Source organism: Acinetobacter lwoffii (genome assembly GCF_024129435.1).
GTDB classification, from domain to species: domain Bacteria; phylum Pseudomonadota; class Gammaproteobacteria; order Pseudomonadales; family Moraxellaceae; genus Acinetobacter; species Acinetobacter lwoffii_F.
In genome coordinates this window covers 19,323-41,225 of record NZ_JAMXXN010000023.1, presented here as the reverse complement: position 1 = coordinate 41,225, position 21,903 = coordinate 19,323, and the positions used below count along the sequence as shown (strand labels likewise).

Below are 21,903 nucleotides of genomic sequence, written 5' to 3'. Positions count from 1 at the left end.
TAAGGTACTTCTGCACCTTATTTGATTAATATAACTGGTATAAGGTTGGAAAAAGGTTGGGGCTAGCATGTTCACGATATTTTCATCCATTTTAAAAAAATAACGATTACAGCGGATGTAAATCATGAATTGTTGTGAGAATAAGGAATGATGACAAAACAAGATTTGATGGAAAAAAGGCACAATACTGATCAGCTTCGGCAAAACAGCAGTTTGTCTCCCTTACATGCAGAACAGCTGGGACAGAGTATTGCCAGCTCCTGGCAACGTTCATCCTCGGCTGAAATCCCGAAGAATCGTTTAGCAGCACCGCTGACGGATTTAAAAAAGACCACTTCTTCCTCAACTTTAGCCCAAGCCCTGCAACATTGTGCTCAGGATTTAAAACATATTGCCGAGCAATCTTCTATGGTGCTGGCGGTCGGAGATATCGGCAGCACCATCATTTGGGCAGCTTCTAGCCCACAAATGCAAAGTGCCGCAGAAAGTGTACATTTTATTGAAGGTGGGCAATGGCGCGAAGAGCTAGTCGGAACCAATGCATTGGCATTATCCTTAAAAACTCAACAATCCAGCTGTGTCTTTTCCAGTGAACATTACATGTCCTCCATTCATGATTGGGTTTGTTACGCTGCCCCGATTATTGATCCCTATTCAAAACAGGTCTTAGGTGTCATTGATCTGTCGACTACCTGGCCAAAGCATAACAGTTTAGCACTACTAGCTGCGGAGCGCTGTGCTACGATCATCCAGTCGGCTCTACTAGAATGCCAGAAGCAGCGCCTGTTTATTCGAGCTTTTTCAGTACCTCAAGTGCTGTTTAATGGCAAGATGCTGGTTCTGACTCCTCGACAGATTGAAATTCTGACCATTCTAGCCTTATGTCCGCAGGGTCTGAGTCTAGATACATTGCATCAAGCCTTATATGGCGAGCGCAAGGTCAGTATGGGGACTTTAAAAGCAGAAATGTCACAATTACGCGATTTATTAGGTGGTATGCTGGGTTCCAGACCCTATCGTTTATTGGCGCATGTAGAGGCTGATTTTTTAATGACAGAGCAATCTTTAGATGCTGGGTATATCGATTCAGCCTTGAAATTATGTACCGGCGTATTTCTGGCCAAAACAGAAAGTCCATTTCTATGCGCTTGGAGAGATTGTCTGGAATCACGCCTGAGCGATGCCATTTTCAAGGCTAATGAAACCGATGTCTTGCTGAAACATGTGGCACATTTTCCTGAAGCGATTGATGCTGTAGAACGCCTGATTGAACTGATGCCCAAAAACCATCCCGTTCATCAGACTCTGTTAAAATATAAAAATCTTTAAAGCTGATGTAACTGTCGGTACAAAGCTAAACAGTTAAAATAGGAATATTCTGGAATATTAAGTATTATCCTTGCTTACTGTGAGTTTACTTATTAATTTAGACTGAACCTGATCCTAAAATTTTTATCAGTGGCTACCCAGTTTGCTGTTTGCCTAGATGCTTGATATCAGCTACGCTCACCTTCATGTCATTTGAAGGACGCGCAGTTTATTCCTCAGGGATCAAATATAATCGTAAGATAATACGCTATGAAATTTTATTTATGGCTAGAACGGGCTAAAAAAATAGTGGCATTTTTCTACCATGGGATTAATGTCGATATTAATAATGAAGGGGACTTCATAAAAAAGAAACACCCCCCGCTTTTATCCTCTTATGAAGGCAAAAGGATCAGCCAGGAACAGGAAAATGCATGTCTGCTCTTGGCACACTTCCTCAGGAAGTGAAACAGGGGCTGTTAAAAATGTAAGTCAGATACTTGGAGAGAATACTTACATTGAGGTACTACATCGCCGCTTTAAAAATATCTACCACTTGGGCATGGTTGGCTTTACGTGGATTGGTCAACATGCAGGCATCTTTTTGTGCATTTTCCGCCATGATGGCCAAGTCAGCTTCTTTTACATTTAATTCCGTCAGCCCAGATGGAATACCAATTGAAGCCGAAAGCTGACGAATGGCGCCAATCGCTTCATAAGCTGCTCCAGTTACGGTTAAACCTTCTGTATTCACCCCCATCAATTGGGCAATTTTGGCATAACGTTCAGGACAAGCAATCAGGTTAAATTCACAAACATGGGGGAGCAGAATTGCATTACAAACACCATGCGGCAAGTTGTAGAAGCCTCCGAGCTGATGTGCCATCGCATGCACATATCCTAAAGAGGCGTTGTTAAAGGCCATTCCGGCAAGATATTGGGCATAGCTCATGGCATCCCGTGCTTCCAGATTATCCCCATTCGCCACTGCCAGGCTAAGCCATTCGCTGATCATGGTAATCGCCTTTTCTGCACAGGCATCAGTGATTGGATTTGCTGCCGTAGACACATAAGCTTCTACTGCATGCGTCAAGGCATCCATACCTGTTGCCGCAGTCAGCCCTGCAGGTTTGGCCAACATAAGTTTAGGGTCATCAATCGCAATGAGTGGTGTACAACGCCAATCTACAATCGCCATTTTCACATGGGTATCGGTATTGGTAATGATACAGAAACGTGTCATCTCCGAAGCTGTCCCTGCCGTAGTATTGATTGCAATCAGTGGTGTCATCGGGACGGTACTTTTATCAATCCCTTCATAATCACGGATATGTCCGCCACCTGCAGTGACTAGACCAATGCCTTTGGCACAGTCATGTGAGGAACCCCCACCTAACGATACAATAAAATCACAGGCATTTTCATTATAAGCTGTAACTCCATGATGCACGTTAATATCAGTTGGATTGGGTTCCGCGCCTGGGAAAATATAACTGTCAACACCCGCCTCTTTCAAATAATTTGCAATATCATCTGCAACACCAAATTTAAACAGCCCCGCATCAGTTACAATCAGCGCTTTCTTGGCACCTAAATTTTGTGCTTTTATCCCGATTTCTTTAGCACAGCCCGGACCAAAAAGTGAAACACAGGGAATATAAAAACCGTTAGTTTGATCTGAAATATTTTTAAAAGCCATGGCGTGATTCCTTCTACCATTAATTGATTATTTTATCGGTGACCCTCACCGTAATATAAGTATTGGATGAAGTTAAAAAGAATCCTACCTACCAAATACCTACCAATTTAAATTTCTGATTCTAGCCAAAATAATGAATCTGAAATATTTAAAAGTAGGTTGGCAAGGTTTAGCAGATACTGAGTAGATTGGTTCAATAGAGGGCATGTAAGTAGCGCACTAGGCTGTTTACTACTTTCTGATTTTAAATAAATACTAAAATGCTTTATTCATTTTTAAGATAAAGATAAACAGTACAGGGCTTAGAAATACCCATAAAGCCACAAAGCTAATACTGGAGCTAAACTGGGTACGTAATAAAAACATCGCGACGAATAAGAAAATACCCGCAGTGAATTTAGTGTGCGTAGGAAAATTAGCTAAAAAAGCGTAACGAGATTTTCGGGTTTTTAGGATCTGCTTTGCACTTACCGCATAAAAACCAAAACAGCTCAGCCAAAGCAGACCGATCACTGCAATCCATATCATGTTGATGATTCCTGTTGCGTAACTTTTAGTTTGGCGTGAATTTTATTGACCGCCTTTTGCTGAATAGGGGTAATTTTCTGGTGTAACAATAGGGCGAGAAGTGCCAAGTTCCACAGCATCAGATCGATTCGCAGAAATGGCCAGTAAGTTGTAAAAGAATCAATATAATCATGGAAAATGAGATAATAAATATTGATCAGCGGCAGCATAAAAGCAGTACCAATCAGGATTTTAAGCTGAATTTTCCATAAATATTGCTGCGGTGTTAAACATGCCAGAATGAAACTGCCGAGCCAAATACTGAAAAAACTATAAATCTCATAATTTGGTGCACCTACAGGGATGCTGATAAAACGATTCGCATAGAGATAAGCCAGCATGGCAATCGGCAAGCCAAGTATCATGGTGATATTCAAGCGGTTCACCAAATAATGTCCGAGATGAAACCGCGCTGATTTTTTCTGAATCTGGCGTTTCAGACTCCACAGCAGCAGACCGGAGGCAATCATGGCGCAGCCCAATATGCCAGAGAAAAACAATCCTAAACGTAAAGCAGGTTCAGCAAAACGTGCCATATGCAAACCATACATGCCGGCATTGAGTGTGGCAATTGCACTTTCATTGCGTGTATTTTCAAGCAATTTTCCGGTAGCAGCATTTAAAATGAGCTGTGCCTGATTTCTGGTAATGGAATGATCTTTGAGCTGTGTTAAGGTTATGTGTGCCAGCTGGGTATTGGGCTGCTTGACCGTGATATTGTCAAATTCCGCATGTCCCCAGTGTTGCTGCGCCGTGCTAATAAAATGTTGAATTGGCAGCATCTCGGTTTTCACCGGAACCACAGAGTTGGCCAATACATTGACTGTGCGAATTTCTTCAAAATACTGAAAGGGATTGTCTGGATAGAGTTTTTTCATGCCGGAAGGCAGTACGATATAAAAGAAAATCGCCAGCCCGGTAAATGTCATGGTCAAAAAGAACGGCAGGGCAATCACTGAACTAACATTATGAAAATCCAGATAGGAGCGCTGCCCCTTAAATGCTCTTAAGGTAAAAAAGTCTGTCAGGATTTTTTTATGGGTAATGATTCCTGAAATCAGAGTCAATAACATGATAAAGGCAGCAATCGTCACAATCAGCCGACCAATGGTGTAGGGCATACCATAGAGCTGAAAATGAAAATTATAGAAAAAATCTCCCCCTTGGGTGGCCGAGAGGTTTAATTCTTTTCCTGTCGGAGCATCCAGGGTTTTGACTTCATAGCCACCATCCGCTTTTTGCCAGTAGACTTTATTCACAGGTGAATCTTGATTGGCGACTCCGATATACCAGTTTTGGGCGTCCGGTGCATGCTGCTGTAAATAGCTGTAAGCAGATTTTAAGGCAGTTTCCTGATTGACTTGTATTGAGGCAAATTCAGGCTGCATCCATATACTGATTTCATGCCGGTAATAGGTGACCGCGCCTGTTAAAAAGATCGCGAAGAGCAGCCAGCCAAAACTTAAACCTAACCATGAATGTAGCCATGCCATGGATTGACGGACAGATTTATGCATGGTTTAACCTATGAAGCGGGAGATGGTAAATAAGCTAAGGAAAGGAAGCAGGCTATAGACCGAAAGCTTTTTTAAACTCTGGATACAGAAGATGCCAATCACAAAACAGACATAAAAAATCAGGGCAATAACGGCGGCCAAATAGACGGATTCTGCTTTGGGCAGAAAAGCCTGTAGAAAGTAAGCCAGATCGAGTGCGATCAAATAACTGCACAAGTAGCCCATCCCAAAGCTCATGCCTAAGCGATAGAAAATGGCGAGTGGCTGCACTACAACAGACATCATATTTGGCCTTGAATAAATCTATACTGATGAAAATCTAAAAACTTAATAAACAAAACTTAAAGTCGTTACCAGATACTGTTTTTTATAGGCCTGCTGATTCAATTTTCCGGCCTTGTCTGCTTCTTTGCCAACTTCAATGACATATTGACCTTTCCATGGCGTGGCGATCGTAATCTGGCCTTGGCCGTTGGTGGTGTATTTTTTTAGCCAGAATTGCGGGGAAAAGACTGTGACTTCAACATCCGCAGCAGCTTTACCCTGATACAGTACCGTAAATGTATTGCTGTTGATCTGGGTCGGGACAATATCCAGTTCGGACTCTGCTTTCAAGTTTTGTCTGCCGGATTTGGCATGATAGCTCAGCAATGATTCTCCATAGATCAATTCATGAGTGAGCTGGACATCGGTCTGGCCTTGGGTTGCATAGAGCAAATGATCCTGTTGCATTTGAGGACTAAATGTTTTTTTGGCCTGAACGGCCTTTGCCTGATTGAAAGACTTGAGGGCACCTTGCTGCGTTTCTTTGAGCTGTTCACTATATTCACCAAAGAACGCATGAGTCTGCTGATTTGTGCCACGTTCTAGCCAAAGCATATGCGCCTGAGCTGAAAGTGTCATAGACAGTCCAAGGGTCAAAGCGATCATTTTTTTCATTTGTTTTACCTATTTTTGTGTATGTAGTGATGATTTAGCCCTGAACATGTCATTAAGGCTAAGCTTGAAAATCAGTATTTAAATTTCACGGCAACGCTGTAATTCGCTGGTGCACCATAAAAACCTTGCTGATTGGGGAAATTGAACAGATATTTTTCATTGGTCAGGTTATTACCATTGGCTTGCAAGGTCATATGCTCATTCAGCTCATAGCTGGCCATTAAGTTCACGAGCGCATAAGCATCCTGCTCAATGATTCCAGCTTTCTGGGTAATCACTCCATTGGCGGTTGCTTCAGGCACATCTAGATAGGTCTGATCTTGCCACTGCACACCAAGGCCCAGTTTCAGTTTTGGAAGTTGCGGCACCTGATAGGTAGTTAAAAGATTAAAAGACTGGGTTGGATTGAAGGTACGCGCATCACCGCCATTGATCAGATCTTTCAGGCTAAACTGGGTATAACCAAAGCTTAAGTTTAAATGGTCGCTCAGTTGTCCCGCCAAGCCGAACTCGTAGCCTTGGGAACGCAAGTCACTAACCTGAGTCTTGCGTAAAGTCGGAATACCATCAGAATCACGAAGCGGATAATTACTTTGCTCCGTTCTAAACACGGCCATGGTGGCGGTAAGCTTGTCATCTAGCCAAGAACCTTTGACTCCGACTTCATAGCTTTCACCTTCGATCGGCTTGTTAATGCTGCCATCATCTGCTTTGGTGGTTTGCGGACGGAAAATCGAGGTATAACTCAGGTAACCTGTATATTCAGGGCTAAAGTTATAGGTCAAACCGGCATAGGGTAAAACTTTATCTTCATCATAAATGGTGTCGGTCCCATAACTGCTACCACTGCTTTCAGCCTGAACATAGTTCGCACCTAAAAGCAGTTTCAGATCATCATTCAGATGCAGTCGGGTCGCAGCATAAAGGCTCTGGTTCTTCTGCCGGATATGCATTTCCCCACTGGTTTTCGATAGATCCCAGCTTGGTTCTTCTGGTGTAAAGCTGGCTAAATCTGTGGTCAGCGGATTGACAAAGCTGCCAGCATAACCCAATTCATCCAGACGATTTTTGGCCCAGACATAGCCCAATGAGGCTTCATGGCGTTGTCCCCAAAGCGGATAGGTGCCGCTAAAACTCAGGCTGGCTTGTTGTTCTGTATTGTCATCAATATACATGCCTGGGTAGAGGAAGATACCTGAAGTGCCATTTGCGCCAGGTTTTCCAGACAGAAACAAGAGTTTTGAATCACGTTGTGTGCGTTTTTCATCATAAGTCAGTTTGGCTGTCCAGTCGCCTGCCAGTTTTTGTTCAAGCTCGGCAAAGTAACTTTTAATATTGCTATCCCAATAGGTCCAGCTTGGGCTGTAATTATAATTCCGTGAGTAACTGAGCTGCTCGCCTTCGGTATTGATCAGTGGATTAGAACCCCAATTCACACCATTCGGCTTATGATTGCTTTCAGTATAGCCTGCGGTCAATAGGGTTGTGTCAGTTACATCTGCCTCCACAACAGCACCTATGCCGTTTTTTTCCAGTTCATAACGATCCAGATAACTGTCACCATTCTGTTGATAGCCAAATACACGGCCTCTGATTTTTCCATCCTGGGTGAGAGGAGAGGATATATCTGCTTCATAGCGCTGCGTATTCCATGAACCGTAACTGGCATTCAAGGCTGCCTGAAGTTCCTGAGTAGGGCGTTTACGAATCATGTTAATGGTTGCACCAGGATCGCCAATTCCATTATTTAAGGCATTTGCGCCTTTCACCACTTCGATACGGTCAAACAAAAAACTGTCCGGATTATCATTATTATAATTATAGCCTTCGAGTGGAATACCAACGCCATCCACTAAAACATTCGAAATCTCGAAACCTCGGGCAAGGTAGGAGCTCCGTTCCGTTTCCTGATTGTTGACAATAATGCCAGGGGCATTACGCAGTACTTCCCGGGTATTATCTAAGGCAAAGTCATCCAGTTGCTGGCGAGTGATGACATTGACTGTTTGCGGCGTTTCCTTGAGTGGAATATTCAGTTTTGAGGCGGTTGACGAATTTTGGATGATATAAGCCTTACTCTGTTCGGAGCTGAGCTCACTCTGTTCTGATTCCGCTGTAACTGTAATCGTCGGTAATTGCTGAGTATCATCGGCAAAACTTTGCTGGGACACTAAAATTGCAAGACTAAGAAGAGAAAGCTTAAATGATGGAGGAACGGTATAAAACATTTTAGTTAATGTAAATGATAATAATTATCAGTAATATTATTGTTTAATATCTCTTAAAGCAATCTCAATATAATAGGAAATCCAAATGAAAAATGAGTTAATGATAGGTAAATCTACAAATAAAAGTTTAATGTAAGAAGTAGGGAACAATAAAATATCACTGTTAAAAAAAGATGTTATTACCTTACTTTTGTGCTCCTGAACCAATTTGTTTATATACTGCACTATAAATTTTCAAATCCTCAATCTGGAGTGACTTTGTTGCATAAAGGCTTCAGAGATAGATCTTTTCTAAGTTACTCGAATTCAAGTGACAACTTGGGTATGAGGTCGACCTAATTCCGTTAATTTATCGCCTAATAATTTAATGCAATACATTTTGGTTTTGACCAAACTTCGCCGATAATAGCCTGACCATTTCTTCCATAGTGTCCTGCCTAAACATTTAACGGTTTGAAGTAATTCATTTCGCTCTTGCGAATGAACTTTTGTAGTTTTCTAAGGCTTTGCATTTTTTCTGGAGGGAACTACCGCATATGCTTACCGGTCTGCAATGACTTGACGGCATTGCTTGGTGTTATAAGCCTCGTCTGTATAAACTGAATCAATCTGTTCATCCAACGGAATTTGATCAAGTAACTCCCCAAGGATTCGTGAATCACTCACATTATTCGTTGTGAGCTGAACTGCTCGTATTTGAAGAGTTTTAGCATCTATAGTGGGTATTGGTATGTTGAATGTAGTTCGGAAATTCTGTAATCGAGCCATGGCTTTGTAATAGGGTGGCCAGTGACATCACATATTTGTAGGCATTCAAGGCAGTTTCAGCTCGTAGTCCGCTCAGCATATTTTGTGCATCGATGACCTGTGTGGCGGTGCCCATATCTTCTTTAAAAGACAATTCTTGGATGCGTAAATTTTCCTGTGCGGCTTTCAAGTTTTGTGCCAGAAGTGCATCACTTTGCTGTGCACTGAGTGCTTCGCTATAAGATTTATAAATCAGATTTTCAATTTCTTGCTGGGTGCGTGCAGTGAGTAATTCTGTAGCAGAGCGTTTGAGTTCGGCAGCCTGAATATTCTTGTTTTTATCGATCCCGGAAAACAGGTTATAGCGTGCGGCAACTCCGACAATCCAGTTTTCATTTTGATCCAGACTATATTCGCCAAAAGCGAAAACATTCGGTTTTTTTGCCGCTTGCTGGGCTTTCACATTGGCTTGAGCCAATTGGGTATGCATGAATTAGCTCTACACGCTTTACATGTGACACTGATGAAAGGCCAAGGTACACAATATTTATGGATTGATTCAACAACTCTGCCAATTTGTAAAAATCAACGTATTCAGCGTCATAAATCATTAATCCAAATTGCATCACATGGTAGAAGCTCAATGGGCTGGTTTTATGGCTGTAAATTACATATTGCGATGAATCAATTTGGTGAAATTGCCTGTTCTGCTTTATCGAATAGACATGTTGCTGACATAAAAATGGTTGAGCAATTGGTTGCTGGTGTAGAAGCAAAACTTTACGGGGATCGAGGTTACATCAGCCAAGAATTAAAAATTAGATTGAAAGATCAAGGTATTGATTTAATTATTTATGATCGAAAGAATATGCAGGCTATTCAACTTTGTGCATCAGATGAATATCACCTAAGACAACGCAATAAGATAGAAACATTATTCAGTTTATTGAAGGGGCAATACAATTTATTGACGAGTAAAGCACGTAGTCTTCATGGATTTCTGCGTGGAATTTACGCCTCACTATGTGGATATCAATTAACCCATCGAAATAAGCCAACAATTCAAATTAAGGACTCATCGGCTTAAGCAGGATTCGAGTTAAATAAGCTTTCAAAATAGCTTGATACACTAAAGCTATTTTAAGCAGGCAATGAATATGAAAGAAAACGCTAAAGAAAAATAAAAAAAACAGCGTATGATTTACTCAATGGAATTTTAGATGATGCAGACAAGATGATCCGTAATGATTGGTCACGTGCCGAAATACAAGAAATTTATGACTTGCCTTTAATGGATTTACTGTTTCAGGCACAGCAAATTCATCGCCAAAACTTTGAACCGAATACTGTTCAGGTCAGTACTCTGCTTTCAATTAAAACGGGCCGTTGTCCGGAAGATTGTAAATACTGTTCGCAATCTGCACATTACGATACTGATCTGGAAATTGAAAAACGCGTAGAAGTACAAAAGGCGATTGCTGAAGCCAAACAGGCCAAAGCTTCCGGTTCGACCCGTTTCTGCATGGGCGCAGCATGGCGTAATCCGCATGAACGCGATATGCCGTATGTGCTGGAACTGGTGCAGGAAGTCAAGAAACTGGGCATGGAAACCTGTATGACTCTAGGAATGCTGAATGCCTCACAAGCGGAACGTCTGAAAGATGCAGGGCTAGATTATTACAACCACAACCTTGATACCTCACGTGAATATTATGCCAATGTCATCAGTACACGTAGCTTTGATGAACGCTTAAATACGCTTGATCATGTACGTGATGCCGGAATTAATGTCTGTAGTGGCGGTATTGTCGGCTTGGGCGAAGGCGTACAAGACCGAGTCGGTTTGTTGTTTGAACTAGCGACTATGCCGATTCACCCGGGTTCGGTGCCCATAAATATGTTGGTTCCTATTGAAGGCACACCACTGGCCGATGTTGAAAAACTGGATGTGATTGACTGGATTCGTACTATTGCGGTAGCACGGATTATTATGCCGAAGAGTTATATCCGCTTGTCGGCAGGTCGTGAATCTCTCTCTGACTCTGATCAGGCACTGGCATTTATGGCTGGAGCTAACTCATTATTTTCAGGTGATAAATTGCTTACTGCCCCGAACAGTGGTGAAGGTAAAGACAAAGCCTTGTTTGCTAAATTAGGCTTAAAAGCTGAAGCTGCCAAGAAAACAGCTAAAGAATTGGCTGTAGATGCGATGCAACCTGCTTAATTAATCGTGTAACAAACAGGGATCATTTCAACTTGAATTGGTCCCTTTTTTATTGGAACAGACAAAATGAAGATACTGATGATTACGGGTTGGGGGCTAGGAACAGCGGTCTTAACCCCGTTTGTAGAACAGTTACGGCAGCAGCATCAAGTTGAAGTATGGGATATTTTTGATCCTAACGTAGAAAGTATTTTGGCCGAAAAAGTTAGGCAGGCGAGTTCTTTTGATGTCTTGATGGGATGGTCTTTGGGTGGACAGTTGGCACTTTTGCTGGCTAATGAAATCCAGCAACAATTGAAAATTGCCAAGCCAGTGATTTGCTGTATGTCAAATCCCTGTTTCGTGGCCAACGAAGCATGGCCACAGGCAATGCCAGTTGAACAATATACACAATTTAAATCCTCCATACTGGCTGATCCAAAACGCGGGATGCAGCGCTTCTGTACCTTGGTCACTTTAGCTGGCGCAGCAGCGCGTGAACGTGCAAAATTATTGCACCAACAGTTAAATAGTATTGATTTAAACTATCAGGTTAAGCATCTTTATCTATTGCAGCAATTAGATCTAGTGGATATCTTAAAAAATCATTCAGTCAAGATGCTATTTATATTTTCCGAGAATGATATGTTGGTTCCTTACAAAGTTAGTCAAGAATCCGTGTTTTTAACAACCCAAAATCTGAATTTGGTAAAAATACAGGGCACGCACGATGCCATCCTTTTTGATACCAAGTTACTCGTTGAGCCAATTTTAAAATTTTTAGCCGATCTGGCTTAAGCACAAAGAGATTGGTAGCTCTTGACGTTTCATTTTCAGATTTAACGCGCTAAGATCAGTTTTAGTTTTAATAATTGGGGTAAATTCTGTGCAGGACGCTTTTGATCAACAGCATATTTGGCATCCTTATACCTCCATGACACAACCCTTGCCATGTTACAAAGTTAAAGCTGCACATGGTGCAGTCATTGAACTTGAAGATGGTACCGAGCTGATTGATGGCATGTCGTCCTGGTGGTGCACAATTCACGGTTATAATCATTCTGAACTCAATCAGGCCGTAACAAAACAATTAGAGTCGATGTCACATATCATGTTTGGTGGTTTGACTCATCAGCCTGCGATTGATGTGTCTAAACTGCTACTCGAGATCACGGCGCCTGCACTGGATAAAATTTTCTTTGCTGATTCCGGCTCGGTCGCGGTTGAAGTAGCGTTGAAAATGGCTGTGCAATATTGGCATGCGCGTCAGCAACCGCAAAAAACTAACTTTGTTACCACACGCTCTGGCTATCATGGCGACACCTGGAATGCCATGTCGGTTTGTGATCCTGTAACTGGTATGCATCAAATTTTTGGTTCGAGTTTGCCGAACCGTTTATTTGTTCCGGCACCTCAAAGCCGTTTTGATGGGGCATGGCAACCAGAAGATATACAGCCACTTGAGCGCCTGCTGGTACAGCAGCATCAACAGATTGCTGCCATGATCATTGAGCCGATTGTGCAAGGTGCAGGCGGGATGCGTTTCTATCATCCAGAATATTTAAAGCAAGCTAAGTTGTTGTGTGAAAAGTACGATGTACTGCTGATTTTAGATGAAATTGCCACCGGTTTTGGCCGCACTGGAAAACTATTTGCTTATGAACACGCTCAGGTCACACCAGACATTATGTGTATCGGTAAGGCATTGACTGGTGGTTATATGACCTTGTCAGCGACCTTAACCACTCGCCATGTAGCAGAGACGATTTCAAGTGGTGAAGCGGGTGTGTTCATGCATGGCCCAACTTTTATGGCTAATCCGTTGGCCTGTGCGGTCGCATTAAAAAGTACCCAGCTGTTACTGGCTCAAGACTGGCAGACGCGTATTCAACAGATTGAAAGGACACTAGAACAATATTTACTGGATTTAAAATCCTTGGCACAAGTCAAAGATGTGCGTGTCCTCGGCGCAATTGGCGTGGTTGAGCTACATCAAACTATTGATTTGGCGCGTTTTCAGGCTGAATGTGTATGCCGTGGCGTCTGGATTCGTCCTTTTGGCCGTCTGGTCTATGTCATGCCGCCATATGTAATTTCAACACAGCAACTTGAAACTTTATTAAAGCATATGCGGGAGATGATTCAGCAGATAGAGGCAGTAGCATGAACCATCTTGACCATTTCCAGCAGCAGCTAGATGACTTGAAACAGCAAGGGCAATATCGCCAGTTTAAGTCCAATATTTCTAGCCAGCCACGATTGCAACTCAATGGCCAAGAGATGCTGAATCTGGCATCCAATGACTATTTAGGTCTGGCATCCAACTTAACGCTACGTGAAGAATTTTTTGACCTCACGCCGATGTCTGAGCGATATATGAGTTCAAGCTCTTCACGTTTACTGACAGGAAACTTTCCCAATTTTGAACAACTTGAAGCACAGATGTCACAGGCTTTTGGACGTTCAGTACTGCTGTTTAATAGTGGTTATCACATGAATATCGGGATTCTTCCTGCGCTCAGTAATGCTAAAACCATGATCATTGCTGACAAACTAGTACATGCCAGTATTATCGACGGGATTCGTTTATCTAAAGCTGGCTATGTGCGTTACCGCCATAATGACCTGCAGCATTTGACTCAGTTTTTAGAAAAATATCAGTCAGATGAATCTATCCAGCGCATCATTGTGGTAACTGAATCAATTTTCAGTATGGATGGGGATGAAACAGATTTAGCTGCTTTGGTGGCATTAAAACAGCAGTTTGCAAAAGTCATGCTTTATGTCGATGAGGCACATGCAATTGGTGTGCGCGGTGAACGTGGATTGGGCTGCGCAGAACAGTATCAAGTATTGGATCAAATTGATTTCCTAGTCGGTACCTTTGGCAAGGCTTTGGCTTCAGTTGGTGGTTATCTGGTCTGTGCGCCAGTGATTCGTGACTATCTGATCAATAGCATGCGACCTTTAATTTTTAGTACCGCCCAGCCGCCACTATGTATGGCCTGGACTAGATTTATTTTTCAGAAGGTAGAGCAGCTTCAGGCAGAACGAGTACATTTGGCAGCATTGGCTGTACGCTGTCAGCAGGGCATTCAAGACTTGGGATATCACTGTCCGTCAACCTCGCAAATTGTGCCGGTACTGATTGGTGAGGCAAAACGCACCATTCAGGCGACTGAAATTATGCAACAGCAGGGGTTTTATGTGCTGCCAGTACGTCCGCCAACGGTTCCTGCCAACACCTCCAGACTCAGAATTTCCCTGAACCAGAACATTTCTGCGGATGAGCTGGACGCATGTCTGCAGGTGCTGAGGAATTTACCGCGATGAACAGCAAACAGATTGCCCAGCGTTTTGCTCAGGCAAATCTCAGTTATGAACAGCATGCGCTGGTACAAAGTACCGTAGCTGCAGAGTTGATGCATTTCATGCAGCAGCATGTGGCACAACCACATTTGCAACGGGTATTGGAAATTGGCTGCGGTTCAGGATTGTTTACCCGGCTTTTTATGCAGCATTATAGCTTTGATCATTTATTTTTAAATGACCTATATGTCGAAGTGAAGCAGCACTTCCCGGAATCTAATCGGCTTTTGTGGGAGATTGGTAATATTGAAACCTTGCCACTGCCTCAGTCTCTGGACATGGTGTTGTCTTGTTCTGCATTGCAATGGATCTCGGATTTAAAAGCATTATTGCTCAACATTGCGCAGGCCTTAAATCCCTCTGGGCATCTGTGTTTTGCCAGTTATACTGACAATAATTTAAAGGAAATTAAGGCACTGACCGGACAGGGCTTGGATTATCTGCCTTTAGCAAAGGTCTGTGAACTGCTCCAATCCTTAGGCTTTGACATTCTGCTGCAGATAGAAAAACAGATGACCTTATATTTTGAGCATCCGAAACAGGTGTTACAGCATATCAAAGCCACTGGTGTACAGGCGACGGCACAGGGGTTTCGGTGGACAAAATCGTCCTTACAGGATTTTTATACCGGCTATCAACAATTCCAAGATCCTGAAAGCAAACAGTATGCACTGACCTATCATCCGGTTTATGTCATTGCACGGAAGACAGCATGAGCGCACAGATTTATTTTGTCAGCGGCATTGATACCGCAATTGGTAAAACCTTTACTACTGGTTTCTTGGCCAAAATTTGGAATGAGCAGGGTATTCGTACTATAACCCAAAAGCTGATCCAGACCGGAAATGTCGATATATCAGAAGATATCGAACAGCATCGTGCAATTATGGGTTGTGGACTGTTACCGGAAGACCAGCAAAAACTGACCATGCCGGAAATTTTTACGTATCCGGCTTCACCGCATCTTGCTGCGCGTCTAGATGGGCGAGCCATTAATTTTGAACAGATTCAGCAGGCCACCGAACAGCTGGCTGCGGGCTATGACTGTATTTTGCTGGAAGGTGCAGGTGGTCTAATGGTGCCCTTAACCGAAGAGTTCCTAACTATTGATTATATTCAGACACATAATTATCCGGTGATTCTGGTCACTTCAGGGCGTTTGGGTAGTATTAATCATACCTTGCTGAGTCTTGAGTTGTTAAAACTCCGCGGGGTTCAATTATATGCCATTGCTTTTAATCATGCAGATAACTCCAAAGATCCCTTGATCGCTGAAGATACCATTGCTTATTTAAAACAGTATTTGCAGCGTGATTTTGCTGATACGACATGGGTTGATATTCCAGCTTTAAATTTAGCCCTGTCTTCTCATAAGTAAGTGATCCGCTTGCAGCGAGGCTGATGTGAATGCTTAAATATTGAGGTTGCGCCACTGTAAATTGAATCTGATAGCCATATTTGTTTAACACCATTTTCATCAAATACAAGTCTAGCCCATGCCCATTTTGCTAGGGAGATTTATGCCAGAAACGCTGTCCCAAGTATGCATATCTTCAACCTTTGATTATCATTATGAATGATCAGCACACATGCAGCATAGCAATTGAAATGGTGTTTGCCTGTGCATGCAATAGAGCATTGTTAAGTAGGTTTTTAAAGACGGTATCTAGTTCAAAATCGGGTAGGGCAATTCGGGTCAGGCTCGGTCAGTCAATTGTTAAACTGGGTTCAATTTCCGGATAAAGCGACTGTAAATCGGCAATCACCTGAGTCAGGAGCCGTGCAATTTCAATACTGTACTAGATATCACTCAGTACTTGATCGGTAGAGGAAAGTGCTAGAAGCTGTTCCAGTAGCTGGGTACATCGGCGTATACCAAGGTGTACCTGCTGCAAGCTCTGTTGCAATTTTGGCGAGCTTGCCTGTTGTTCTGCCATCAGTTGTGCAAGCTGAATATGAGTTTTGATCGCGGTTAAAGGACTACGCAATTCATGGGCGGCGTATGAACTAAATACTTTTTCATTTTCCGGATTTTGATGCAGTTTATGTATTAAGTGCTTAGAGTTTTGGGCAAAGGACTGTACCTTGGAAGGCATTACTTTGGCATCTAAGGTTTTTAAATAGTGAGTAGCATCATTCACTGATAAATTTGGCTGACTTAAAAGGTTGAAACTTCATCTAAGGCTTTAAGCTCTCGACGAATAATCAAAACGATTAAGTCTATAACATAGCAATAAAGACAAAATTATTGGTATTAATACCGATTATAAAATCTTTTTGAGCAATTATCCACGTAGGAACATCCGCTCTGCTACCACCACTTGAATATCCTCACGACGTAACACATAACTGAGCCTCACCTTGTTGCTTTGTACTAAAGCCAACTACTTGGTGGCTTAAATCTTTCGGTGCACCTCGGGTTTTTGCTACCACATGCTGAACGACACTGACGTCAGAGCCAAATAAAGACACTTTATAGGCAATCAACTGCTCTTGATTGGTGGAATGAAGTTGTTGGGCTAGTACATTTTCATCCAAGTTTTGCATCGGCAGTTGTTGAGTCAATCGAGCGACCATTGGATGGCTGAATCAAACCAAATTGATATATTTCCTTGACTGAGCAAGGCTTTATTGTAGGTAGATCAACTGGTTGTACGATAGATCTTGGGTGCAGACCTCTTCATTTAGAAATTATATTCCCCAAGAAGCTTTCAGTAGTAGGTTTGTGCAACAAAGCCTCTTGCAAATAAAGGCTATCAAGGGATTTATACATTGTATCCAAATAGTTTATGGCCATTAAAAGCAAAAAAGCACTAAAAACCAGATCTCGAGCTAAAACTTTATAACCAAGAAATCAATAAAAGAAGAATTGGGATTGAACAGGTATTTGGAACTTTGAAAACCTTCAAAATCCTTGCCGAGCGATATCGCAACCCTGGCAAAAGACTAGGATTAAGATTTAATTTAATTGTGGGAATCTATAATTTTGAGCTGAGTAAAAAGTGAATTATGAAAGAAATCTAATATATAAAATTTTAAGAGATTATAAAAATTGGTCATACCAAAAAATAAATTAAATCTTTTATATTGTGTTTTTGGGTTAATATTACTAATATCGCCAATACAAAATGCACATTTTATCTCTTAAACACTAAATTGGTCATACCAATTTAGTGTTTAAGTACAATAAACTGTTCAATCTAGTAGTTAAGCATTTCAAGGAGTAGACAATGCTTCAACAGTGGCAACAAATTTATGATCCTATAGGCAATATCTGGATTTCGAGTGCTATTGCGCTAGTTCCAATTATTTTCTTTTTTTTAGCGTTAGCTATTTTTCGCATGAAGGGTAGTGTAGCCGCTACAATTACCGTTTTTTTAGCCTTTCTGGTCTCATTATTTTTATACAAAATGCCAATTGGAATGGCATTAGCATCAATGGTCTATGGATTCTTCTACGGCCTGTGGCCAATTGCATGGATTATTATCGGTGCAGTTTTTATATATAAGATTTCAGTAAAAACAGGACAGTTTGATGTTATTCGTTCGTCTATTCTGTCAATTACAGAAGATCAACGTTTGCAAATGCTATTAGTTGGGTTTGCTTTTGGTACGTTTTTAGAAGGTGCGGCAGGTTTTGGTGCGCCCGTCGCAATTACTGCGGCACTGTTGGTGGGACTCGGCTTTAAGCCTTTATATGCGGCTGGGCTATGCCTGATAGTTAATACTGCACCTGTTGCTTTTGGTGCAATGGGAATTCCGATCATTGTCGCTGGGCAGGTTTCAGGTGTTGACACCATGGAAATCAGTCAAATGGTTGGTCGTCAGTTACCCTTTATGGTGCCAATTGTATTGATCTGGATCATGGCAATCATGGATGGTTGGCGTGGGGTTAAAGAAACTTGGCCTGCTATTTTAGTTGCCAGCTTATCTTTTTCTTTAGCGCAATATCTAACATCAAATTTTGTTGGGCCTGAGTTACCCGATATCACTGCTGCAATTGCATCATTAATCAGTTTAACTATCTTACTTAAGTATTGGAAACCAAAACATATTTTTATTTTTGAGGATAAAAATATACAGGTAGATGAAACTATTATCAAGCAAGCTCGTAAACAATATAGTGTGGCACAGATAGCCAAAGCTTGGTCTCCATTTCTGATACTTACAGCAATGGTGACGATCTGGAGCATCAAACCTTTTAAAGATTTATTTGTTAAGGACGGCCCATTAAGTGATTTAGTAGTTTCAATTAAAGTGCCGTATTTGCACCAATTGATTCAAAAGCTACCACCTGTCGTGCCTGAAATTAAAGATTATGATGCGATTTATAAGTTTGATTGGTTATCAGCAACGGGTACGGCGATTATATTGGCGGCATTGATCACGATTATTTATTTAAACATGAAACCTAAAGAGGCAGTTTCGACATTCTTTGAAACCGTGAATGAACTAAAAACCCCAATTTATTCGATTGGTATGGTACTGGCTTTTGCGTTCATTGCAAACTATTCAGGTCTGTCAGCAACGCTTGCTTTAGCACTGGCACATACGGGTCAGGCTTTCACCTTCTTCTCACCATTCTTGGGTTGGGTTGGAGTGTTTCTTACAGGTTCAGATACTTCAGCTAACGCATTGTTTTCAGCGTTACAAGCAACTACAGCACAGCAAATCGGTGTGCCTGAAGTCTTGTTAGTTGCTGCCAATACCAGTGGTGGGGTAACAGGTAAGATGATTTCTCCTCAATCAATTGCGATTGCTTGTGCGGCAGTGGGCTTAGTTGGTAAAGAATCTGATTTATTTAGATTTACAGTAAAACACAGCATTATCTTTACGGTGATGATTGGTATTATTGTGACCTTACAAGCTTATGTTTTCCCGTGGATGATTCCGTAAACGGGCCAAGGAAAAAAATGAAAGTCTCCGACAAAGTAGTACAGCGGTTACGTCTATTGATTGAAAAAAATAATGTGCAAGTCGGAGAGCGATTGCCTGCCGAACGCAAACTTTGTGAACAGTTGGGTGTGTCTCGTAGCTCTTTACGTGAGGCTATTCAACAGCTGATTACCGCAGGGATTATTCAGAGCAAAGCGGGTGCAGGCAACTATTTAAAGCAGTTGCCTGCACATTGGTCACAGCATCAAATCGTTGAGCCATTATCCGGTTTGATGGATCAAGATCCTGAATATCGTTTTGATGTACAAGAAGCTCGTATGGTGCTTGAAGGTGGTACAGCGTGGTATGCCGCACAACGTGCCACACCCAGTGATTTGATCAATATTCGTCAGTGTTTTGAGCAGATTAGCCATTTTCAGGCCTTAGGTGATGATGCCCACGCAGCAATAGCGGATGCGAAGTTTCATCTGGCGATTGCAGAAGCATCCCACAATCTAGTGCTGATCCAAATGATGCGTAGTTTGTTTGATTTATTGCAAGACAACGTGATGTTAGGGCGACGTAAAGTCTACACTACACCACAACATTTTGAACAATTGCATGACCAGCACTTTGAAGTGATGGACGCAATTGAACGTCAAGACTCAGAGACTGCACGTAAGGCAGCTTGTGGGCATATTGAATTTGTTGTTCAACGCGTACGTATGATCGATGAAGAAGAAGCTCGTCGTCAACGTTCGAGTCGATTAAATAGGACATAAGTTATGATTATTTCTTCTGCAAATGACTATCGTGAAGCTGCGAAACGTCGTTTACCGCCATTTTTATTTGAATACATCGATGGTGGTGCCTATGCGGAATATACCTTAAAGCGTAATGTAGAAGATTTATCAAAAATCGCTTTACGTCAACGTGTGTTAAATGACATGTCTGAGCTGAGCTTAGAAACGCAATTGTTTGGTGAAAATTTGGCGTTGCCAGTGGCATTGTCACCTGTAGGTCTAACTGGTATGTATGCGCGTCGTGGTGAAGTTCAAGCCGCGGTTGCCGCAGATAAAAAGGGCATTCCATTTACCTTATCAACAGTTTCAGTTTGTCCAATTGAAGAAGTGGCACCTGCGATTCAACGTCCAATGTGGTTTCAACTGTATGTACTACGTGACCGTGGATTTATGAAAAATGCCTTGGAACGTGCTAAAGCCGCAGGCTGTTCTACCTTAGTATTCACAGTCGATATGCCCGTTCCAGGTGCGCGCTATCGTGATGCACATTCAGGAATGAGTGGTAAAAATGCTGCAATACGTCGTTATATGCAATCGTGTATACACCCACACTGGGCTTGGAATGTTGGTTTATTGGGTCGTCCGCATGATTTAGGTAACATTTCGAAATATTTAGGTAAGCCGACAGGTCTGGAGGATTATATCGGTTGGCTAGGAAATAACTTTGACCCTTCAATTTCGTGGAAAGATCTTGAGTGGATTCGTGATTATTGGGAGGGTCCCATGGTTATTAAGGGGATTTTAGACCCTGAAGATGCCAAGGATGCAGTACGTTTTGGCGCAGATGGAATTGTAGTCTCCAATCACGGTGGTCGCCAGCTTGATGGTGTTTTGTCTTCTGCTCGTGCGCTTCCTTCAATTGCAAGTGCGGTCAAAGGTGATATCAAAATTTTAGCAGATTCAGGGATTCGTAACGGTCTTGATGTGGTACGTATGTTGGCTATGGGTGCAGATATTTGTATGCTTGGTCGTGCATTTGTATACGCACTTGGTGCTGCCGGCGGTTCTGGGGTAAGTAATTTACTAGATTTGATTGAGAAAGAAATGCGTGTGGCAATGACATTGACTGGTGCAAGAACCATTGCAGATATTACATCGGATTGCCTGGTCAAGCTAGAGAAAGAGTAAGCGATTTAATTACTCACATTAGTAAGGCTTTGCCAACTTTCCTTTGGAAAAAGAGATTCTTATCTAAATAATTTGGGTAAACAAAGCTTCCTTTTGAAAAAACCAACCTTGGTAAGAGTCACCGACATAAAATACACTAAATACTATAATTGGTATTTAAATAAACTCTATATATAACAGTTATATAGAGTTTTTATTTTATGTGGTGTAATTCAAGGTAGGGTAGGATACTTTGATTTTTGGTCACTAATTTATTGTGATAATCAACAATAATAACCAACATACACATGCTTAATCTAAAGGTATTTTACTGACTGGTATAATTTTATGATGAGAGGGGTGTTGCCTGGGGCTACGGTTTCTGTTTTGCTTTTTGACGTAACATGTACAAATATAAGCTTTCTACTTTTTCACGTGCCTAGGGTGTGGTACGCAAGAATCGCAATGATGATTTAACACTTGGATCTATGCAAAAACATCTAACTTCAATTTTACGACTTAAACTGAACCGTACCGGGTTT

At 41.8% G+C, this 21,903-nt stretch carries 19 protein-coding genes and 4 pseudogenes; 12 read left to right on the top strand and 11 right to left on the bottom strand.

All coding sequences use genetic code 11. The features are described 5' to 3' along the window. Window positions 1-147: 147 nt before the first annotated feature. On the top strand, window positions 148-1,329 hold the full coding sequence (locus NI455_RS12630; protein WP_004647792.1) for a helix-turn-helix domain-containing protein: 1,182 nt from the start codon (window positions 148-150) through the stop codon (window positions 1,327-1,329). Window positions 1,330-1,834: 505 nt separating this feature from the next. On the opposite strand, the gene mdh is transcribed toward NI455_RS12630, so the two are convergent. From mdh to NI455_RS12590, 8 genes and pseudogenes are all read right to left on the bottom strand, one after another. Further along, window positions 1,835-3,007, bottom strand: a complete 1,173-nt coding sequence (mdh, locus tag NI455_RS12625; protein WP_071850974.1) for an iron-dependent methanol dehydrogenase — start codon at window positions 3,005-3,007, stop codon at window positions 1,835-1,837. 255 nt (window positions 3,008-3,262) lie between these two features. After that, window positions 3,263-3,535 carry a hypothetical protein gene (locus NI455_RS12620; protein ID WP_004647794.1) on the bottom strand — a complete coding sequence of 91 codons (273 nt, stop codon included), beginning with the start codon at window positions 3,533-3,535 and terminating at the stop codon, window positions 3,263-3,265. Beyond that, entirely contained in the window at window positions 3,532-5,091 is a 1,560-nt protein-coding gene (locus NI455_RS12615; RefSeq protein ID WP_253114469.1) for a PepSY-associated TM helix domain-containing protein, read from the bottom strand. The genes NI455_RS12620 and NI455_RS12615 overlap by 4 nt, the downstream gene beginning before the upstream one ends. Before the next feature lie 3 nt (window positions 5,092-5,094). Beyond that, window positions 5,095-5,376: a hypothetical protein gene (locus NI455_RS12610; protein ID WP_004647796.1), complete on the bottom strand. Its 282-nt coding sequence runs from the start codon at window positions 5,374-5,376 to the stop codon at window positions 5,095-5,097. Window positions 5,377-5,418: 42 nt separating this feature from the next. Beyond that, window positions 5,419-6,030, bottom strand: a complete 612-nt coding sequence (locus NI455_RS12605) for a DUF4198 domain-containing protein (RefSeq protein WP_004647798.1) — start codon at window positions 6,028-6,030, stop codon at window positions 5,419-5,421. Between the two features lie 71 nt (window positions 6,031-6,101). Beyond that, window positions 6,102-8,258, bottom strand: a complete 2,157-nt coding sequence (locus tag NI455_RS12600; RefSeq protein ID WP_004647799.1) for a TonB-dependent siderophore receptor — start codon at window positions 8,256-8,258, stop codon at window positions 6,102-6,104. 306 nt (window positions 8,259-8,564) lie between these two features. Continuing rightward, window positions 8,565-8,975, bottom strand: a pseudogene (locus NI455_RS12595) (transposase); the annotation flags it as partial. Continuing rightward, window positions 8,965-9,495: pseudogene (locus NI455_RS12590) on the bottom strand (TolC family protein); the annotation flags it as partial. The pseudogenes NI455_RS12595 and NI455_RS12590, both read right to left, overlap by 11 nt. Between NI455_RS12590 and NI455_RS12585 the strand changes: the two are divergent. The 7 genes and pseudogenes from NI455_RS12585 to bioD form a co-directional block, all read left to right on the top strand. Then, window positions 9,484-10,092 (top strand): annotated as a pseudogene (locus tag NI455_RS12585) (IS982 family transposase); the annotation flags it as partial. The pseudogenes NI455_RS12590 and NI455_RS12585 sit on opposite strands and share 12 nt — an antisense overlap. A gap of 147 nt (window positions 10,093-10,239) precedes the next feature. Then, a complete protein-coding gene (gene bioB, locus NI455_RS12580; RefSeq protein ID WP_004647802.1) occupies window positions 10,240-11,229 on the top strand; it encodes a biotin synthase BioB in 990 nt (329 codons plus the stop codon). Between the two features lie 66 nt (window positions 11,230-11,295). Further along, window positions 11,296-12,006, top strand: a complete 711-nt coding sequence (locus tag NI455_RS12575; RefSeq protein WP_253114468.1) for an alpha/beta hydrolase family protein — start codon at window positions 11,296-11,298, stop codon at window positions 12,004-12,006. 88 nt (window positions 12,007-12,094) lie between these two features. Further along, window positions 12,095-13,375 (top strand): adenosylmethionine--8-amino-7-oxononanoate transaminase, encoded by a 1,281-nt coding sequence (gene bioA / locus NI455_RS12570; RefSeq protein ID WP_253114467.1) that lies wholly within the window; start codon window positions 12,095-12,097, stop codon window positions 13,373-13,375. Further along, window positions 13,372-14,541 (top strand): 8-amino-7-oxononanoate synthase, encoded by a 1,170-nt coding sequence (locus NI455_RS12565; protein ID WP_004647805.1) that lies wholly within the window; start codon window positions 13,372-13,374, stop codon window positions 14,539-14,541. The genes bioA and NI455_RS12565 overlap by 4 nt, the downstream gene beginning before the upstream one ends. After that, a complete protein-coding gene (gene bioC, locus NI455_RS12560) occupies window positions 14,508-15,293 on the top strand; it encodes a malonyl-ACP O-methyltransferase BioC (protein ID WP_004647806.1) in 786 nt (261 codons plus the stop codon). The genes NI455_RS12565 and bioC overlap by 34 nt, the downstream gene beginning before the upstream one ends. Then, entirely contained in the window at window positions 15,290-15,955 is a 666-nt protein-coding gene (bioD, locus tag NI455_RS12555) for a dethiobiotin synthase (RefSeq protein WP_044112456.1), read from the top strand. Before bioC ends, bioD begins: the two co-directional genes overlap by 4 nt. A 421-nt stretch (window positions 15,956-16,376) precedes the next feature. Here bioD and NI455_RS12550 read toward each other — a convergent pair whose 3' ends face one another. Together NI455_RS12550 and NI455_RS12545 are read right to left on the bottom strand one after the other, a co-directional pair. Continuing rightward, window positions 16,377-16,718 carry a histidine kinase dimerization/phospho-acceptor domain-containing protein gene (locus NI455_RS12550; RefSeq protein WP_004282152.1) on the bottom strand — a complete coding sequence of 114 codons (342 nt, stop codon included), beginning with the start codon at window positions 16,716-16,718 and terminating at the stop codon, window positions 16,377-16,379. Between the two features lie 190 nt (window positions 16,719-16,908). Then, window positions 16,909-17,142, bottom strand: a complete 234-nt coding sequence (locus NI455_RS12545) for a hypothetical protein (protein ID WP_225554309.1) — start codon at window positions 17,140-17,142, stop codon at window positions 16,909-16,911. 288 nt (window positions 17,143-17,430) lie between these two features. Here NI455_RS12545 and NI455_RS12535 point away from each other — a divergent pair, with 288 nt between their 5' ends. The 4 genes from NI455_RS12535 (at window position 17,431) to lldD (ending at window position 21,382) form a co-directional block, all read left to right on the top strand. After that, window positions 17,431-17,583, top strand: a complete 153-nt coding sequence (locus NI455_RS12535; protein ID WP_370940781.1) for a hypothetical protein — start codon at window positions 17,431-17,433, stop codon at window positions 17,581-17,583. 224 nt (window positions 17,584-17,807) lie between these two features. Then, complete coding sequence (lldP, locus tag NI455_RS12530) at window positions 17,808-19,472, top strand: L-lactate permease (RefSeq protein ID WP_180181368.1); 1,665 nt, start codon at window positions 17,808-17,810, stop codon at window positions 19,470-19,472. A 17-nt stretch (window positions 19,473-19,489) separates the two neighbouring features. Beyond that, window positions 19,490-20,233 (top strand): transcriptional regulator LldR, encoded by a 744-nt coding sequence (gene lldR / locus NI455_RS12525; RefSeq protein WP_005093795.1) that lies wholly within the window; start codon window positions 19,490-19,492, stop codon window positions 20,231-20,233. Between the two features lie 3 nt (window positions 20,234-20,236). Then, window positions 20,237-21,382: an FMN-dependent L-lactate dehydrogenase LldD gene (gene lldD, locus NI455_RS12520; RefSeq protein ID WP_253114465.1), complete on the top strand. Its 1,146-nt coding sequence runs from the start codon at window positions 20,237-20,239 to the stop codon at window positions 21,380-21,382. A 352-nt stretch (window positions 21,383-21,734) separates the two neighbouring features. Here lldD and NI455_RS12515 read toward each other — a convergent pair. Then, window positions 21,735-21,884 (bottom strand): annotated as a pseudogene (locus tag NI455_RS12515) (VF530 family DNA-binding protein); the annotation flags it as partial. Window positions 21,885-21,903 lie beyond the last annotated feature (19 nt).

What these genes read in the sequence shown, in the direction of transcription:
- NI455_RS12630 (WP_004647792.1), top strand. Translation starts at nt 148, where the DNA reads ATGATGACAAAACAAGATTTGATGGAAAAAAGGCACAATACTGATCAG.
- mdh (WP_071850974.1), bottom strand. Translation starts at nt 3,007, where the DNA reads ATGGCTTTTAAAAATATTTCAGATCAAACTAACGGTTTTTATATTCCC.
- NI455_RS12620 (WP_004647794.1), bottom strand. Translation starts at nt 3,535, where the DNA reads ATGATATGGATTGCAGTGATCGGTCTGCTTTGGCTGAGCTGTTTTGGT.
- NI455_RS12615 (WP_253114469.1), bottom strand. Translation starts at nt 5,091, where the DNA reads ATGCATAAATCTGTCCGTCAATCCATGGCATGGCTACATTCATGGTTA.
- NI455_RS12610 (WP_004647796.1), bottom strand. Translation starts at nt 5,376, where the DNA reads ATGATGTCTGTTGTAGTGCAGCCACTCGCCATTTTCTATCGCTTAGGC.
- NI455_RS12605 (WP_004647798.1), bottom strand. Translation starts at nt 6,030, where the DNA reads ATGAAAAAAATGATCGCTTTGACCCTTGGACTGTCTATGACACTTTCA.
- NI455_RS12600 (WP_004647799.1), bottom strand. Translation starts at nt 8,258, where the DNA reads ATGTTTTATACCGTTCCTCCATCATTTAAGCTTTCTCTTCTTAGTCTT.
- bioB (WP_004647802.1), top strand. Translation starts at nt 10,240, where the DNA reads ATGATCCGTAATGATTGGTCACGTGCCGAAATACAAGAAATTTATGAC.
- NI455_RS12575 (WP_253114468.1), top strand. Translation starts at nt 11,296, where the DNA reads ATGAAGATACTGATGATTACGGGTTGGGGGCTAGGAACAGCGGTCTTA.
- NI455_RS12565 (WP_004647805.1), top strand. Translation starts at nt 13,372, where the DNA reads ATGAACCATCTTGACCATTTCCAGCAGCAGCTAGATGACTTGAAACAG.
- bioC (WP_004647806.1), top strand. Translation starts at nt 14,508, where the DNA reads ATGTCTGCAGGTGCTGAGGAATTTACCGCGATGAACAGCAAACAGATT.
- bioD (WP_044112456.1), top strand. Translation starts at nt 15,290, where the DNA reads ATGAGCGCACAGATTTATTTTGTCAGCGGCATTGATACCGCAATTGGT.
- lldP (WP_180181368.1), top strand. Translation starts at nt 17,808, where the DNA reads ATGCTTCAACAGTGGCAACAAATTTATGATCCTATAGGCAATATCTGG.
- lldR (WP_005093795.1), top strand. Translation starts at nt 19,490, where the DNA reads ATGAAAGTCTCCGACAAAGTAGTACAGCGGTTACGTCTATTGATTGAA.
- lldD (WP_253114465.1), top strand. Translation starts at nt 20,237, where the DNA reads ATGATTATTTCTTCTGCAAATGACTATCGTGAAGCTGCGAAACGTCGT.